The following is a 14,925-nucleotide window of genomic DNA, read 5'->3' on the forward strand; positions in this document are numbered from 1 at the left end:
ATCTATTCAGCGAGCTTTTGATCGATCATCGATCACATACGTGCATTATTCGCACGAAATACGGGATACACCTAGGCCGGCTGCCCGGCCAGCAACCCTCAAAGGCTGCGCCAGAAATCGATCAGCAGCTGTGTGAACTCCACCGGCCGTTCGACCGCGCTCAGGTGCGCGGCGTCAATGGTGGCCAGGCGCGCGCCTGGAATGGCACCCACCATGGCCTGCGACATGGCCATTGGCGTGGCCTCGTCCTGCAGCCCGCCGATCACCAGCGTGGGCACTGCAATGCGATGGTTGCTCTCGCGGAAATCGATGGCCGCGACGGCATTGCAGCTCTCGATGTAGCCCTGCGCTTCGGTGCGCACCAGCACGTCGTGCAGCGCCTTCGCGGCGACTGCGCCTTCGGGCGTGCCCACGTAGGCCGGTGTGAGCCAGCGTGCCACGGCGCCAGGGGCGATGGCGGCCACACCCTTGGCAGCCACCGTCTCGGCGCGTGCACGCCAGAGGGCCTGGTCGGGGTAGTAAGCGGCCGAATTGGCGATCACCATCGTCTTCAGCAGCTCGGGGTGCCGCACCGCCAGTGCCTGCGCGGTCATGCCGCCCATCGACAGGCCGACGAAATGCACGGGCTCGCCATCCGCCTCGCGCTGGATGAGCTCGGCCACGTCCTGTGCCAGCGTCTCGACGCGCAGCGCGCCGGGCACCACCTCCGACGCGCCGTGGTTGCGGTGGTCGTAGCGCAGCACCGTGTGGGCGCGCGAGAGCTGCGCGGCCACGCCGTCCCACATGCTCAGGTCGCAACCGAGCGCATGGCTGAGCACGACGATCGGGCCCTCGCCCTCGCGAACGACATTCAAACGGGTCATGGTGTGGTTTCCTTTTTCGGGTGTTGAAGACGCGGCAGCCAGAGGAACGCGATGGCCATCAGCACGCAGCCGGCCAGCAGCATCGGCACGACCATCGGCCAGGCGCCATTGGAAAAATCGGCATCGACAAATCGCGCGGCCAGTTGCCCCACGCAGAACGCGACCATCATCATGCCGAAGCCCGACCAGGACACGGCCCGGCCCGCCAGATGCGGCAAGTCGCCCACCGCGCCCGCCTGCCCGCAAGGCTGGTGGATGCCATGGCCGAGGCAGTACACGGCGTGGCCGAACAGCAGCGGCACGGCGCTCAGCGGCATCAGCCAGCAGCCGAGCGCCTGGATGACGGCGCCGGTCAGGCTCAATGAAGCACCGAGCCGCACGGTGCGCACCGGCCCGTAGCGCCGCAACAGCGTGCGGCACATGGTGGTGCTGAAGATGTAGACCAGCGAGCCGCCAGCCGGGATCCAGCCGTACCACGCGGGCGACCAGCCCAGATAGCCGATGTAGACCATCGGCGACAGCAGCAGAAAGCAGAACAGCCCGCCGTAGGTCGTCGCTGCCACCGAGGCCCAGGCGCGGAAAGACCGGCTCGCGAACACCGCGCGCGTGCTGCCGCGCGGCGCGGACGACTCCCCCTCGCCCAGCATCGGCTTGCGCGTTTCGCCGAACGAGCGCCAGCACAGCGCGAACAGCAGCGAGGCATAGACCGCCATCGCGACCATCACCCAGCGCCAGCCCGTGCCCTGCACCAGCCACGCGCCAAGCAGCGGCGCCATCAGGCCGACCACGCCCAGCCCGGTGAGGCCGCGCGCCATGACGTGCGGGCCTTCGTGCGCCGGATACAGGTCGCGCACCGCCGCGCGCGAGCACACGAGAATCGCCGCCATCGAAAAGCCCTGCAGCGTGCGCCAGCCCGCGAGCAGCGCCACGCTGCCTGCGAACGCGCCGCCCAGCGCGGCAATGGCGTAGCAGCCGAGCCCCGCCAGCAGCACCGGCCTGCGACCGAAGCGATCGGCCAGCGGGCCGCACAGCAACTGCGCAAAGCCGAAGGCCAGCACGAACAGCGTGAGGCTGGTGCTGGCCGAACCGAGCTCCTTCGCAATGGCGGGAAGCGCGGGCAAATAACTGTCGGTGGCCACCGGCTGCGCCGCCAGCAGCAGCGGCAGCAGCAAGGTGAAAGTGACGTCGAACCGGCCCTTCTTGCGGGCGACCGGCGCGGTCACTGGGGCGACGCAGGCAGCAGGCCTTTTTCGCGCAGGATGCCGGTCGCGATGCCGAAGGCGTGGTTGGCCACCGGCACGCCGCAGTAGATGGCGGCCATCATGATCACTTCCTTGATGTCGTCCGGCGTGAGGCGCGACTCGGGCGGGCCGTCGAGCGCGGCACGCACGTGCATGGCGAACTCTTCATACGCATGGATGCCCAGCATCATCGACAGCACCATGTAGCGGCGCGTCTTGTCGCCCAGTGCGGGGCGGCCCCAGATGTCGTTCCACGCGTGGCGTGTGATGAGTTCCTGGAACTCGGCGTTGAAGCCGTTGCGGTTGGCGAGCGACTTGTCGACCCAGGCATCGCCGAGCACGCGGCGGCGGTTGACGAGGCCGGCTTCGTAGTCGTTGGCCGGGGTTTCGGGGGCGGTCATTGGGCAAGTTCCTTGTCTGTGAGCCGGGCCTGCAGCGCCTTCACCTCGGCGAGGGCTGTCTGTCCGGCGTTGTGAGCGAGCGCGGGGTCGAACCATTCGTCGGCCGCGTCGCGAGGGAGTTCGGCGCGCAGCCGGTCGATGTTGGCGCGCATGCGCGCGGCGTCGACCTGCAGGCCGGGCAATGCGCCTGCCATTGCGCGCACGCTGCCGTGCGCCGACATCAGCAGCTGCGGCCATTCGGCCAGTTCGGCCTGCCAGGCGCCGAGGGCACGTTCGTGCTGTTGCGGCATGGCGCCAAGCAATGCGGCCACGCGCTGCGGCGCACGGTGCGCGGCGGCGATGGCGACCATCGAAGCCACCGGGTTGCGCTTGTGCGGCATTGCCGACGAACCACCGCGGCCCGGCTCGCTGGGCTCCGCGACTTCGGCCACTTCGTACTGCCCGAGAAGCGCGATGTCGACCGCGATCTTTCCGAGGCTGCCGGTGATAAGGCCCAGCTCGCAGCCGAGCGCCACCCATTCGTCGCGCTGCGTGTGCCACGTTGCGCCGGGGTCGCCCAGGCCAAGCTCCTTGGCCATGCGCTTGCGCACGGCAGCGCCCTGCCCCTTCATCTGCGCCAGCGTGCCGACGGCGCCGCCCAGCTGCAATTGCAGCGCGTGCTTCGCGGCATCGCGCAGCCGGATGCGGCTGCGCACCAGCGGCGCCGCCCAGCCCGCGCACTTGAAGCCGAAGCTGGTGACCGAGGCCGGCTGCATCAGCGTGCGCGCGAGCATCGGCGTTTCGGCGTGCGTGACGGCCAGGCGCAGCAGCGCGTCGGCGGCCTTGGCAAGATCGGTCTCGATGAGCGCGACCGCTTCGCGCGTGACCAGCGCCATTGCGCTATCGATCACGTCCTGGCTGGTGCTGCCGAAGTGCACGAAGGGCGCGGCGTCGGCATTGAAGAGGCCGACGGCTTCGCGCAGCGCCTTCACCAGCGGAATCGCGACGCTGCCCGCGCGGCCGCTCTCGCGCACGATCTTGGCAACATCGAACAGCTCGACCTTGCAACTGCTGACGATCGAATGCGCAGCGCTCTCGGGGATCAGTCCTTCGGCAACCTGCGCGCGCGCGAGTGCCGCTTCGAAGCGCAGCATGGCGTCGACGAAGGCGCGGTCGCTGAAGGCGCCGAGCGTTTCGGATGTAGAGAGGAAGCCTTCAAAAATACTCATGCGATGACCTGGCCTTTCAGTATTTCAATTGGGCCACGGCACGCAATTCCTCCGGGGAGGCTGTGCCGAATCCGAAGAACTCGAGGTAGGCAGGGATCATCTCGAACAGCATGTCGGTGCCGACCTGCACCTGGCAGCCCTTGGCCTTGGCGGCCTGCAGCAGCGGCGTGTATTCGGTCTTCATGACCACCTCGCCGACGAAAGTGCCGGGGTCGATGCGGTCCACGTCGAAGGGCAGCGGGTCGCCCTCCTTCATGCCGAGCGGCGTGGCGTTGACGACCACGTCGTAGCCGGCCGGGTCTTTCGACCCCGTGACCACCTTCATTTGCGGATAGTGCTCGCGCAGCCGCGCGGCCAATGCGCCGGCCGAGGCCTCGCTCATGTCGAACAGCATCAGCTCGGCGGCTCCGGCGGCGGCAATCGATGCGGCAATGGCCGAGCCAACGCCACCCGTGCCCGACACCAGCACGCGCGTGCCCTTGAACAGGCGCCCCTTGCGCTCCACGCCGCGCACGAAGCCCGCGCCGTCGAACTGGTCGCCCAGCAGCGTGCCGTCGGGCCGCTTGAGGATGGCGTTGCAGGCGCCCGCGACGCGCGCCGTGGGCGTCACCTCGTCGACCAGCGACATGGTCGTGACCTTGTGCGGCATGGTCACCAGCGCGCCGCGCAGGTTGCTGAACCTGAAGATCTGCGGCAGCGAGGCCGCGTAGTCCTCGGGCTTCACGCCCATCGGAACCACCACAGCGTCGATGCCGTGCTTGTCGAACCAGGGGTTGTAGATCATCGGGGCCTTGAAGGCCTCGGTGGGATAGCCGATGTGGGCGATGAGCGTGGTCTTGCCGGAAATCATGTCGGTTGTTTCTTTGAAAAATCGGGGCTCAGGCGACGCTGGGCGAGTGGTAACGCAAGGGCTGCGCAATTTCGGCGTGCATTGCCGGCGGATAGATGATTTCGCGCAGGAAGTCGGCGTCGGCCTGCATCGCGGCGGCCGCGTCGAGATGGCCGAAGTAGCGGAAGTAGTGCGGCATCTGCTGGATGAGCATCTCGAAGCCCGCCTGCGCATTGAGCCCGCGCGCACGGGCTGCCTGCACCAGCGGCGTGGGCTGGTTGCGCAGAAGAATGTCGAACAGTGCCGCATGGCCGTCCATGCGCGACACGTCGAGGGGCAATGCGTCGCCCTCGACCAGCCCGAGTTGCGTGGCGTTGATGACGAGGTCATAGCCTTCGGGCGCGTTGCTGTCGGCCGAGACCACAGTCGCGTCGAAGAAGGCGTTGAGCTTGGCTGCCACACCGGCCGCCTTGCCTGCGGCGCTGTCATAGAACGCGATGTACTCCGCGCCGTTCACCGTGCCGCCTTCGGCCAGCGCAACGCCGATGGCTGCGGCGCTCACGCCCGCGCCGAGGATCAGCACCCGCTTGCCGCGGAAGGGAATGTTGTAGTGGTCGAGCGCGCCGATCAGGCCTTCGCCGTCGAACAGGTCGCCTTCGAGCTGGTCGCCCTCGGTGCGGCGCACCACGTTGACCGAGCCGGCCACGCGACCGAAGAGGCCGCAGCCATCGAGCAGGTCGACCACCAGCGGCTTGTGCGGCGGCGCGATCACCATGCCGCGCACGTTGCGCGCGAGAAAGGCCGATTTGAAGAACACCGCGAAGTCGCGCACCGGCACCTGCATGGGGAGCAGCACAGCGTCGATGCCGAAACGCTCGAAGGCGGCGTTGAACATGCGGGGCAGCCGCACATTGCGAACCGGGTCGCCGGGGATCAGGTAAGCCTGGGTGCTGCCGCGGATGGAATGGCTCATGTGCGTGCTTCCGTTCGTCAATCGCTCTTTTCGAGGGCGGATGCCGAGCTTTATAGTCGCTTCGCCTGAATCATGCAGCCATTGGCACTCAGAATCGTGCGATTATCGAACTCAAAAAATCACTGATCGTTCAATTCAAGGGTTTTCACTGTCATCAAATGCAAACTCCGAACCCATCCACACAGGCACACTTCCGCCCATGAGCAAGGACAGCAAGGACGACCCGGCGCCGCCCCCCGGCCTGGACAAGCGCGACTGGATCGCAGGTCTGGAGCGTGGCGTGAGCATCATCGAGGCCTTCGACGACGCCAACCCGCGCCTGACCGCCAGCCAGGCCGGCCAGCGCACGAACATGACCCGCACCGCCGCGCGGCGCTATCTGCTGACCTTGCAGCACATGGGCTATGTGGCGAGCGACGGCAAGCTGTTCTGGCTCACGCCGCGCGTGCTGCGGCTGGGCCAGTCGTACCTGGAATCGGCCCGGCTGCCGCGCGTGGTGCAGCCCTTTCTGCAGCGGGTGGCAGCGGGCACCAACGAGATCGCCTACCTCAGCGTGATGGACGGCGACGAGGTGGTCTACATCGCGCGCAACGGCCCCAACCGCAGCATGAGCACCGGCTACGTGCTCGGCGCGCGCGTGCCGGCGCAGGTCACGGCCTCGGGCATGCTGATGCTGGCGCTGCGCAGCGACGCCGAGCTGAACGAATGGCTGACGACACGGCAGCTGACGGTTTTCACTTCACACACCATCGCGAGCATGGAACGCATGAAGCTAGAACTCGCGCGCATTCGGGCACAAGGCTGGGCGCTGTCCGAGCAGCAGCTCGACCTGAATTCACGCGGCATCGCGGTGCCGCTGCGCGACCGGCACGGCACGCTGGTGGGCGCGCTGAACATCACGATGCCGATGGGGCACGAGAGCTCGGAAGACGCTGTTGCGCGAGTGCTGCCGGTGCTGCGTGAGACGGCGCAGGCGATGCGCAATCTGATCTGACCGTCTGACTGACAGCTTTCCGACAGCATCCGCCGGGCAGGATGCGCGCTTTCAATCCAAAAGCGCTGGAGACACAAGCACCATGTCCGATCTCTTTTCCCCTGACGACGCCCACAGCCTGAGCCGCCGCCACTGGCTGCAAGCCGGCGGCGCCCTCACCCTCGGCGGCCTGCTGCCTTCGCTGGCCTCGGCCCAGGACGCCTGGCCAAGCAAGTCGATCCGCTTCGTCGTGCCCTTCGCCCCTGGCGGCAGCTCCGAGATCGTCGCGCGCTCGACCGCCGCCGAGCTCTCGCGCACGCTGGGCCAGAGCGTTTTCGTCGACAACAAGCCCGGTGCGGCCGGCAACATCGCGATGAGCGAAGTGGCGCGCAGCACCGACCAGCACACGATCATCCTCGGCCACATCGGCACGCTGGCGGTCAATCCGTACATCTTCGCCAAGCTGCCCTACGACGCGAACAAGGACTTCAAGCCCGTGAGCCTGCTGGCCAAGGTGCCCAGCCTCTACGTGGTGCACCCCGACGTGCCGGCGAAGAACCTCAAGGAGTTCATCGCATACGCCAAGTCGAAGCCGGGCAAGCTCAGCTACGGTTCGGCGGGCAACGGCAGCGCGGGCCACCTGGCTTTCGAGTACCTGAAGATGACAGCCGACGTGTTCATGCTGCACGTGCCCTACCGCGGGACCGGCCCGATGGTGACCGACCTGCTCTCGGGCCGGCTCGACGCATCGGCCATCGGCGCGGCGGCGATCATTCCGTTCATCAAGGCGGGCAAGGTGCGCTGCATCGCGACCGGATCGGCCAAGCGCCTGCCCCAGCTGCCCGACGTGCCGACCGTGGCCGAACAGGGCTTCCCGGGCTTCGAGATGACGCAGTGGTACGGCATGCTCGCGCCCGCCAACATCACGCCCGCCAACCTGGCCAAGCTCTCGGCCGAGACGATGAAGGCGGTGAAGTCGCCCGACTCCATGCAGCGCCTGACCGCCGATGCGGCCGAGGCCATCGGCGGCACGCCGGAGCAGTTCGCGCAGTTCATCGCTGCCGAGCAAACCCGCTGGCAAAAAGTCATCGCAAGGGCAAACATCAAGCCTGATTGATCCCGGCAGGCCCTAGCATCGGCGCCATGCGCATCCTGCTGGCGGAAGACGAACACACCCTGGGCACCTGGCTCTGCAAGGCGCTGGAGCATGCGGGCATCCAGGTCGAATGGGTGGACGACGGTCGCCTGGCCGACCGGGCGCTGCAGCAGCGCGACCACGATGCGCTGGTGCTCGACCTGGGCCTGCCCGGGCTCGACGGGCACACGGTGCTGCAACGGCTGCGCGAGCGCGACCAGCGGCTGCCGGCGCTGATCCTCACGGCGCGCGACTCGCTGAACGAGCGCGTGGCTTCGCTCAATGCGGGCGCCGACGACTTCCTCGCCAAGCCCTTCGCGCTGGCCGAGCTCGAAGCGCGCCTGCACGCGCTGGTGCGGCGCGCGCGTGGCGTGGAGCATCCGCGGCTGGCCTGCGGCCCGCTGGTGTACGACGGCGCGCGCCGGCACTTCACGCTGAACGGCGAGGCGCTGGCGCTCTCGCCGCGCGAACTGGCGGTGCTGCGCGTGCTGGTGCAGCGCAGCGGCGAGCCGCTGTCGAAGCAGCAGATCCTCGATCGCGTGTTCTCCGACGACGAAGAGGTGCACCCCGAGGCGGTCGAAGTCTTCGTCTACCGGCTGCGCAAGCGGCTCGACGGCACCGGGGTTCGCATCGTCACGCTGCGCGGGCTCGGTTATGTACTGGAAGCAGACTGAGTGAGCGGCCTGCGTGAACGCCTTCGCCGCGCCAGCCTCTGGCAGCGGCTCGCGCTGCTGCTCTTCCCCGCCCTGCTGGTCGTGACCGGCCTGGAGCTGTGGATGACGCGGCACGACGCGCTGGCCGCCGCCAACGCGGCCTACGACCGCTCGCTGCTGGGTGCGCTCAAGTCCATCGACGCCAATATCTCGACCGCATCGGGCGGCCTGTCGGTCGAGCTGCCGTACACCATGTTCGAGTTCTTCGAGCTGACGGCGAGCGGCCAGGTCTTCTTTCGTGTGTCCACGTCTGACGGGCTGGTGGAGCTCGGCAGCGCCGACCTGCCCGCGCCGCCCACCGAACTGGCGATGGGCGTGCCGGCCTTCTACGACGCCACCTACTTCGGCGAAGCAGTGCGGCTCGCGGCCTACCGCCGCGACCTCGACCGCGCGCCGGCCGGCAGCACCGGGCGCAGCGTGCTGATCCAGGTTGGAGAAAGCACGCGCTCGCGGCAGGAGTTCAGCGCGCGCTTCGTGCGCAGCGCGGCGTTGCGCGACGGGCTGGTGCTGGCAATGCTGTTGTGCGGCACCGCCCTGGCACTCGCGGCGGCGCTGAGGCCGCTCTCGCGGCTGGCGCGCGAGGTGGGCTCGCGCACGCCCGACGACCTCACGCGCATCGCCGAGACCGACCTGCCCGCCGAGGTGCGCCCACTAGTGGCCGCAGTCAACCAGCAGATGTCGCGCACGCAAGACCTCGTGACGCAGCAGCGGCAGTTTCTGGACGACGCCTCGCACCAGCTGCGCACCCACCTCACCACGCTGCAGATGCAGGCCGACTACGCACGGCGCGAACAAGACCCGGCGCAAGTACAAGTGGCGCTCGACGCGCTGGGCACCGAGATCGGCCGCGCGACGCGCAGCGCACAGCAGCTGCTGGCGCTGGGCCGCAGCGACACGGTGTCGGTGGAACCCGCCGAGTTCGACCTTGCGGCGCTGCTGCGCGAAGTGGCGGTCGACCTGCTGCCGCTGGCGCGCGCCAAGCGCATCGACCTGGGCATTCATTCGCCCACGCCGGAGTTCCTTGCCGTGGCAGACCGGGGGCTGATGCGCGAAGCGCTGGGCAACCTTGTGAGCAACGCGATCACCTACACGCCGGCCGAAGGCACGATCACGCTTTTTGCCGCGGGCGACGCAGCGGGCTGGAGCCTCAACGTCGAGGACAACGGGCCCGGTCTCAACGACGAAGAGCGCGCCGCGTTGGGCCAGCGCTTCCGGCGCGGCGCGCGCGCCGGCAAGGGCGGCTTCGGGCTCGGGCTGGCCATTGCGCGCTCCATTGCGCAGCGGCACCGGGGCGAACTGCGACTTGAGGCGCGCGAGGCCGGCCCGGGGCTGCATGCGATCATCTGGTGGCCTCGCCCGGCCGCCACCTGACGGGCCCATTTCCATGTCCACGCCGCCCACCCGCCGCCATGCACTTCGCGCGTTGTGCGCGTTGCTGATGCCTTTCAGCGTGCGCGCAATGGCCGCCGCGAACGACCCCTCCGAAAATGCCGCCGACTGCGTGATCCCCGCCAAGGCCGGCGGCGGCTTCGCGCTGACCTGCGCGCTGGCGCGCGACGCGTTGCAGGCCGTGCGACCCGCGCGCCCACCGCTCACCCAGCGCTACCTGCCGGGCGGCATCGGCGCCGTAGCCTTCGACCGTGTCGCCACAGGCAAGCTCGGCGGCCCAGGCACGCTGGTGGCGTTTTCCAGCGGCTCGCTGCTCAACCTCGCGCAAGGCCGCTTCGGTCCACATTCGCCCTCGGCTGTGCGCTGGATCGCCACGCTGGGCACCGACTACGGCGTGATCGCGGTGCACCGCGACTCGCCCTACAAGCGCTTGCAAGACCTGGTCGCCGCGCTAAGGCAAGACCCGTCGCGCATCGCCTTTGGCGCGGGCGGCACGGTCGGCAGCCAGGACTGGGTGAAGGCCGCGCTGCTGGTGCGCGCGGCGGGGCGCGATCACAAGGCCATGCGCTTCGTTTCTTTCGAAGGTGGCGGGGATGCGCTGAGCGCATTGCAGGGCAAGCATGTCGACGTGTTCCCCGGCGATGCAGCCGAAGCCCTGCAGGCCATTGCGGGCGGCGCGGCGGTGCGACTGCTCGCGGTGCTGTCGGAGAACCGGCTTGGCGGCGCGCTCACCGGCGTGCCGACCGCGCGCGAGCAAGGCATCGACCTGGTGTGGCCGACCGTGCGCGGCCTGTACCTGAGCGCTGACGTGCCTGAAGCCGCGGTACGCGCATGGGTCGCGGCCTTCGGCGAAGCGAGTGCCGCGCCCGGCTACGCCGCGTTGCGCGAGCAGCACGGCCTGTACCCCTTCGCGCTCACCGGCGCAGCGTTAGACGACTACGTGCAGGCGCAGATCAAGGCCTACCGCCGGCTGGCGGACGAACTGGGACTGCGGCGCTGGCCCTCCTGATGAACGCAGGCAAGATCGCGCTCATGACCGAAGACGCCATCACCCAACACATCATCGACCTGCTGGCCGGCGGCCACTTCCAGGTTGCCGACGACAACACCTTCTTCTTCCACAACTCGGACAACAAGTTTCCCTTTGCCACCCTCGTGACGAAGGACAGCGAGTTCGACAACGCCTCGAATCTGGACCGCCCCGGCGTATTCCGCCTGAACATCGGCGTGGGCAAGGAGACCTTCCACGCGCTGTTCGGCGCGACGGACACCGCCGCCATCGACTACACCGCGCTCGACAGGCTGATGCCACATCCTGTGTACGGGAAGATGTACTGGGTCAGTGTGATCAACCCGAGCGACAGGACATTCGAGAAGATGAAGCCGTTGATTGCAGAGGCCCACAGCCTCGCGGCCGCAAGAGACAAGAACAAATAGACAAATAGCCCGGCAGCTGTCTGCCGGGGCCCGCACAGCGATGTTCCTGGAACGCCAATTTCGGCGGGGATCCGCCATCTGAATCCAGATTACGCATTGAAACAAAAAGCATAATGCCCCCGCTCGCGACACCACTGCCGCGAGCGGCCGGGTCGAGGGAGTACTCGGTCTTCTGTACACAACCGAGATCACAAAAATGAAGATCAATCACAAGAGCAGCATCGTTGTCCTGTCGGCGCTGCTGATGACAGGATGCGCCTCCGTCAATATGGCCAGCAAGGAGGAGAGCGACAAGGCCAAGCAGTTCAGCGCCCCGGCCGCCGGGAAATCCGGCCTTTATGTCTATCGCAATAGCTTCGCCGGGAAGGCTTTGAAGAAGGACATCTGGGTCAACGGCAACTGCCTGGGCGAGAGTGCATCCGACGTGTTCTTCTACACGCAGGTGGACGGCGGCAAGAAGAGCAAGATCGAAACGGAATCGGAGTTCTCGCCCAACTCCCTGGAGGTATTCATGGATGCCGGCAAGAACTACTTCGTCCGGCAGTTCATCAAGATGGGAGCTTTCGTGGGCGGCGCCGACCTGGAGCAGATTCCGGAAGAGCAAGGCAAGGCCGATGTAGCCAAACTCGGCCTGGCGCAGCCGGGCAAGTGCAGCAAGTAAGCAGTGTCCCTTGGGGGCGATCACAAGCGGCCGATCGCCCTCCCCAGGCAATTTCGACACCGGCCTTCGCTCAAGGAGTGGTCGGCCACCAAGGCGTGCATGAGGTGCGTTGCGACGTCGGTGGCCTCTCAACCGGCCTTCAGAAACACGTCGTGGTCCGGCGCAAAGTTCGCGTGCAGCGGCAGCATCGCGCCGCCCAGCGCACAAGCCTGCGCCCCCGCCTTGCCACCATGCAGCCGCGGCTGCCACAGGCCTTCCCAGTTGCAGCGGTCCAGCGCGGCGCGGGTCTGGTCGAGCAGCGCCTGCAGTAGCGGGCGCGACATCGAGCCGTCCACCACCACATCCGGCAGGTCGAGCATGGCGGTGCCGCTCACGATGGCATGTGCCAGCGCCTGCGATGCGCTTTCCAGCCAGGCTTGCGTCATCGCGGCATAGGGCGGCTGCAAGGCGCGGTCGTCATACGCGGCCATGGCGTCGAGGCCTTCGTCGATCAGGCGCTGCTCCAGCTCCCAGAGCGACGCCTGTGCAACCAGCTGGGGCGGCAATGCACCGCGACTGCCCGGCGGCTGCATCGGCAATGAAGCGAGCGCGCCCGCATTGCCGTGCGCACCGGTGTGCAGATGCGAGTTGATGACCAGCCCGCCCCCCACGAAGGTGTCTACGAAGATGTACAGGAAGCTCTTGAGGTCGTGCCCCCGCCCGCCCACCAGCTCGGCCACGCAGGCGGCCACTGTGTCGCGCGCGAAGCTCACCGGCACGTCGGTGCGCGCGCGCACCTCGGCGGCCAGGTCCATCTGGTTCCACAGGTCGGACTGCGCTTTCGACAGGCCCAGCGTGCGGTGCCAGCCGCCGAGCTGGAACGGTGCGGCCAGCCCGGCCCCAACGTTGCGCGCCGCCAGCGGCCCCAGCCCGTCGCGTAGCCGGTGCATGTGCTGCGTGATGGCGGGCAGCAGCTCGTCCGCATCGGGAAAGTCGTAGCTGATGGCATGGCGCTCGCGCACCTGCGTGGTGAAGTCGATCAGCAGCCATTCGGCGCCGCGCCGGCCCACTTTGATGCCGATGGCAAAGGCGCCGTCCGGGTTCAGCGCCAGCGGCACCGAAGGCTGCCCGATGCGCCCGCGCACGCGGCTTTGCTTGACGATGAGTCCGTCTTCTTCCAGTCGCGCGGTGATGAGCCCGATGGTCTGCGCGCTGAGCCCGGTCAGCCGAGCGAGGTCGGCCTTGGGCAGGCTGGTGTGAACGCGCAATGCCTGCAGCACCGTGCGTTCGTTGAACTGGCGCATGCCGACCTGGTTGGAGCCACGGGGCCGCAACAGGTCGGGCGTGCGCGCAGAAGTGTCCGCATCAGGCATGCGCCTCCGCGGGCAACTGGTCGGCCGTCATGGCGCCGGTCATCACGGCGACGGTGTCGCTCATACTGATCTTCTTCGGGTCGAGCACCGCCGCGCGCTTGCCGAGACGCGCCACGTGGATGCGGTCGGCCACCTCGAACACGTGCGGCATGTTGTGGCTGATGAGCACCACGGGCAGGCCGCGGTCGCGCACGCGGCGAATCAGCTCCAGCACCATGTTGCCCTCCTTCACGCCCAGCGCGGCAGTCGGCTCGTCCATGATGACCACGTGCCGCGCGAAGGCCGCGCTGCGCGCCACCGCCACGCACTGGCGCTGGCCGCCTGAGAGCGTTTCGACCGCCTGCGTCATCGACTGGATGCCGACCTTCAGGTCCGCCATGCGGGCCGTGCTTTCGAGCAGCATCTGCTTCTTGTCGAGCATGCGCAGCACGCTGCCCAGGAAGCCGGGGCGACGCAGCTCGCGGCCGAGGAACAGGTTCTCGTAGATGGTCATGGCCGGGGCCACGGCCAGGTCTTGATAAACCGTTTCGATGCCGGCGCGGCGCGCATCCAGCGGATTGCGAAAGTGCACCGGCTGGCCGTCGAGCAGGATTTGCCCCTCGTCGGGCACCACCGCGCCCGACAGCGCCTTGATGAGCGACGACTTGCCCGCGCCGTTGTCGCCGATCACCGCGAGGATCTCTCCTTCGCGCAGTTCGAAGTCGACGCCGTCGAGCGCCGTGACCTGGCCATAGCGCTTTACCAGGCCCTTGGCCTGCATGACGATCTTGGGGTTGGTGACGGTGTTCATCAGCGGGCTCCCCGGCGCGAGAGCTGGTCCGCGGCCACCGCGAGAATCACAAGCACGCCCGTCACCAGCACCTGGTAGATCGACGACACGCCCATCAGCGTGAGCCCGTTGCGGAACACGCCCACGATGAGCACGCCGATCAGCGAACCCAGCACGATGCCGCGCCCGCCGAACAGGCTGGTGCCGCCGAGCACCACCGCCGTGATGGCGTCGAGGTTCTCGGTCTGCCCCGCGTTCGGGTCGCCCACGCCGGTGCGCGCCACCGACAGCAGCGAGGCGATGCCGTACAGCACGCCCGCCGCCACGTACACGCCCAGCAACACACGCTGCGTCGGAATGCCGACCAGCCGCGTGGCCTCCGCGTTGTTGCCCACCGCGTAGATATGCCGGCCCGCCGCCGTCTCGCGCAGCACGAACCAGGTGAGCGCATAGAGCACCACCATCAGCACCGAACCCCACGCCACCTCGGCGTTGCCGATGGTGAAGGTGGTGCCCAGGCCCGTGAGGCCGCCGGGCAGGTCGGTGATGGTCTGCGACGACGAGTACAGCTGCGTGATCGCGAAGGCGATGTTCAGCGTGCCCAGCGTCACGATGAAAGGCGGCAGCTTGATGCGCGTGACCAGCAGTCCGTTGAGCAGGCCGAACAGCGTCGTCACGCCGATGCCGCACAGGATGGCCACCGGCACGGGCAGCCCGAGTTCGGTGGCGAACTTGCTCATGATGATGCTGCCCAACGCCATCACCATGCCGCACGACAGGTCGATGCCCGCCGTGAGGATCACCAGCGTCTGGCCGATGGCGATCACGCCGACCACCATCACCTGCTGCAGGATCAGCGAAAGGTTGCCGCCCGTGAGAAAACGGTCGGACTGGGTTGCAAAGAAGATGCACGCGCCAAGAAGGGCCAGCCACGGCCCCAAGGCGCCCCACGGAATGTGGTGCGTCGCAGATTTCGCCATC

16 protein-coding genes are annotated in these 14,925 nt (G+C 67.8%); 7 read left to right on the forward strand and 9 right to left on the reverse strand.

Annotated features, from left to right (window positions below; translation table 11 throughout):
* Positions 1-98: 98 nt before the first annotated feature.
* From BMW87_RS30485 to BMW87_RS30510, 6 genes are read right to left on the reverse strand one after another with little or no spacing between them, the layout of a single operon-like run.
* Positions 99-863, reverse strand: coding sequence for an alpha/beta fold hydrolase (locus tag BMW87_RS30485; protein ID WP_093081490.1), 765 nt, complete (start codon positions 861-863; stop codon positions 99-101).
* Positions 860-2,086, reverse strand: a complete 1,227-nt coding sequence (locus tag BMW87_RS30490) for a multidrug effflux MFS transporter (RefSeq protein ID WP_093081493.1) — start codon at positions 2,084-2,086, stop codon at positions 860-862. The genes BMW87_RS30485 and BMW87_RS30490 overlap by 4 nt, the downstream gene beginning before the upstream one ends.
* Positions 2,083-2,505: a carboxymuconolactone decarboxylase family protein gene (locus BMW87_RS30495; protein WP_093081496.1), complete on the reverse strand. Its 423-nt coding sequence runs from the start codon at positions 2,503-2,505 to the stop codon at positions 2,083-2,085. Before BMW87_RS30495 ends, BMW87_RS30490 begins: the two co-directional genes overlap by 4 nt.
* On the reverse strand, positions 2,502-3,713 hold the full coding sequence (pcaB, locus tag BMW87_RS30500) for a 3-carboxy-cis,cis-muconate cycloisomerase (RefSeq protein ID WP_093050537.1): 1,212 nt from the start codon (positions 3,711-3,713) through the stop codon (positions 2,502-2,504). The genes BMW87_RS30495 and pcaB overlap by 4 nt, the downstream gene beginning before the upstream one ends.
* Positions 3,714-3,729: 16 nt before the next feature.
* The gene (locus tag BMW87_RS30505; protein ID WP_093081498.1) at positions 3,730-4,563 is read right to left on the reverse strand and encodes a shikimate dehydrogenase family protein; all 834 of its coding nucleotides are present in this window, start codon (positions 4,561-4,563) and stop codon (positions 3,730-3,732) included.
* A gap of 28 nt (positions 4,564-4,591) precedes the next feature.
* Positions 4,592-5,515 (reverse strand): shikimate dehydrogenase family protein, encoded by a 924-nt coding sequence (locus BMW87_RS30510; RefSeq protein WP_093051775.1) that lies wholly within the window; start codon positions 5,513-5,515, stop codon positions 4,592-4,594.
* A gap of 199 nt (positions 5,516-5,714) precedes the next feature.
* On the opposite strand from BMW87_RS30510, the gene BMW87_RS30515 reads away from it, so the two are divergent.
* From BMW87_RS30515 to BMW87_RS30545, 7 genes are all read left to right on the forward strand, one after another.
* A complete protein-coding gene (locus BMW87_RS30515) occupies positions 5,715-6,509 on the forward strand; it encodes an IclR family transcriptional regulator domain-containing protein (RefSeq protein WP_093050543.1) in 795 nt (264 codons plus the stop codon).
* An 82-nt stretch (positions 6,510-6,591) separates the two neighbouring features.
* Positions 6,592-7,605 (forward strand): Bug family tripartite tricarboxylate transporter substrate binding protein, encoded by a 1,014-nt coding sequence (locus tag BMW87_RS30520; protein WP_093081501.1) that lies wholly within the window; start codon positions 6,592-6,594, stop codon positions 7,603-7,605.
* 26 nt (positions 7,606-7,631) lie between these two features.
* Positions 7,632-8,297 carry a response regulator gene (locus BMW87_RS30525; RefSeq protein WP_093081504.1) on the forward strand — a complete coding sequence of 222 codons (666 nt, stop codon included), beginning with the start codon at positions 7,632-7,634 and terminating at the stop codon, positions 8,295-8,297.
* On the forward strand, positions 8,298-9,707 hold the full coding sequence (locus BMW87_RS30530) for a sensor histidine kinase (protein WP_371258873.1): 1,410 nt from the start codon (positions 8,298-8,300) through the stop codon (positions 9,705-9,707). It begins immediately after the preceding gene.
* 13 nt (positions 9,708-9,720) lie between these two features.
* Complete coding sequence (locus BMW87_RS30535) at positions 9,721-10,734, forward strand: Bug family tripartite tricarboxylate transporter substrate binding protein (RefSeq protein ID WP_093081507.1); 1,014 nt, start codon at positions 9,721-9,723, stop codon at positions 10,732-10,734.
* A complete protein-coding gene (locus tag BMW87_RS30540) occupies positions 10,734-11,162 on the forward strand; it encodes a DUF6194 family protein (RefSeq protein WP_256216985.1) in 429 nt (142 codons plus the stop codon). Before BMW87_RS30535 ends, BMW87_RS30540 begins: the two co-directional genes overlap by 1 nt.
* A gap of 196 nt (positions 11,163-11,358) precedes the next feature.
* Positions 11,359-11,823, forward strand: a complete 465-nt coding sequence (locus BMW87_RS30545) for a DUF2846 domain-containing protein (protein WP_093081510.1) — start codon at positions 11,359-11,361, stop codon at positions 11,821-11,823.
* Positions 11,824-11,951: 128 nt separating this feature from the next.
* Here the strand turns inward: BMW87_RS30545 and BMW87_RS30550 are convergent, their stop codons facing one another.
* From BMW87_RS30550 to BMW87_RS30560, 3 genes are read right to left on the reverse strand one after another with little or no spacing between them, the layout of a single operon-like run.
* Entirely contained in the window at positions 11,952-13,175 is a 1,224-nt protein-coding gene (locus BMW87_RS30550; RefSeq protein WP_093081513.1) for an ROK family transcriptional regulator, read from the reverse strand.
* The gene (locus tag BMW87_RS30555; RefSeq protein WP_093050559.1) at positions 13,168-13,965 is read right to left on the reverse strand and encodes an ATP-binding cassette domain-containing protein; all 798 of its coding nucleotides are present in this window, start codon (positions 13,963-13,965) and stop codon (positions 13,168-13,170) included. Before BMW87_RS30555 ends, BMW87_RS30550 begins: the two co-directional genes overlap by 8 nt.
* Complete coding sequence (locus tag BMW87_RS30560) at positions 13,965-14,924, reverse strand: ABC transporter permease (RefSeq protein WP_093050562.1); 960 nt, start codon at positions 14,922-14,924, stop codon at positions 13,965-13,967. Before BMW87_RS30560 ends, BMW87_RS30555 begins: the two co-directional genes overlap by 1 nt.
* Between the last annotated feature and the right edge of the window lies 1 nt (position 14,925).

Source organism: Variovorax sp. OV084 (assembly GCF_900111625.1).
In the GTDB taxonomy this organism is placed as follows: domain Bacteria; phylum Pseudomonadota; class Gammaproteobacteria; order Burkholderiales; family Burkholderiaceae_C; genus Variovorax.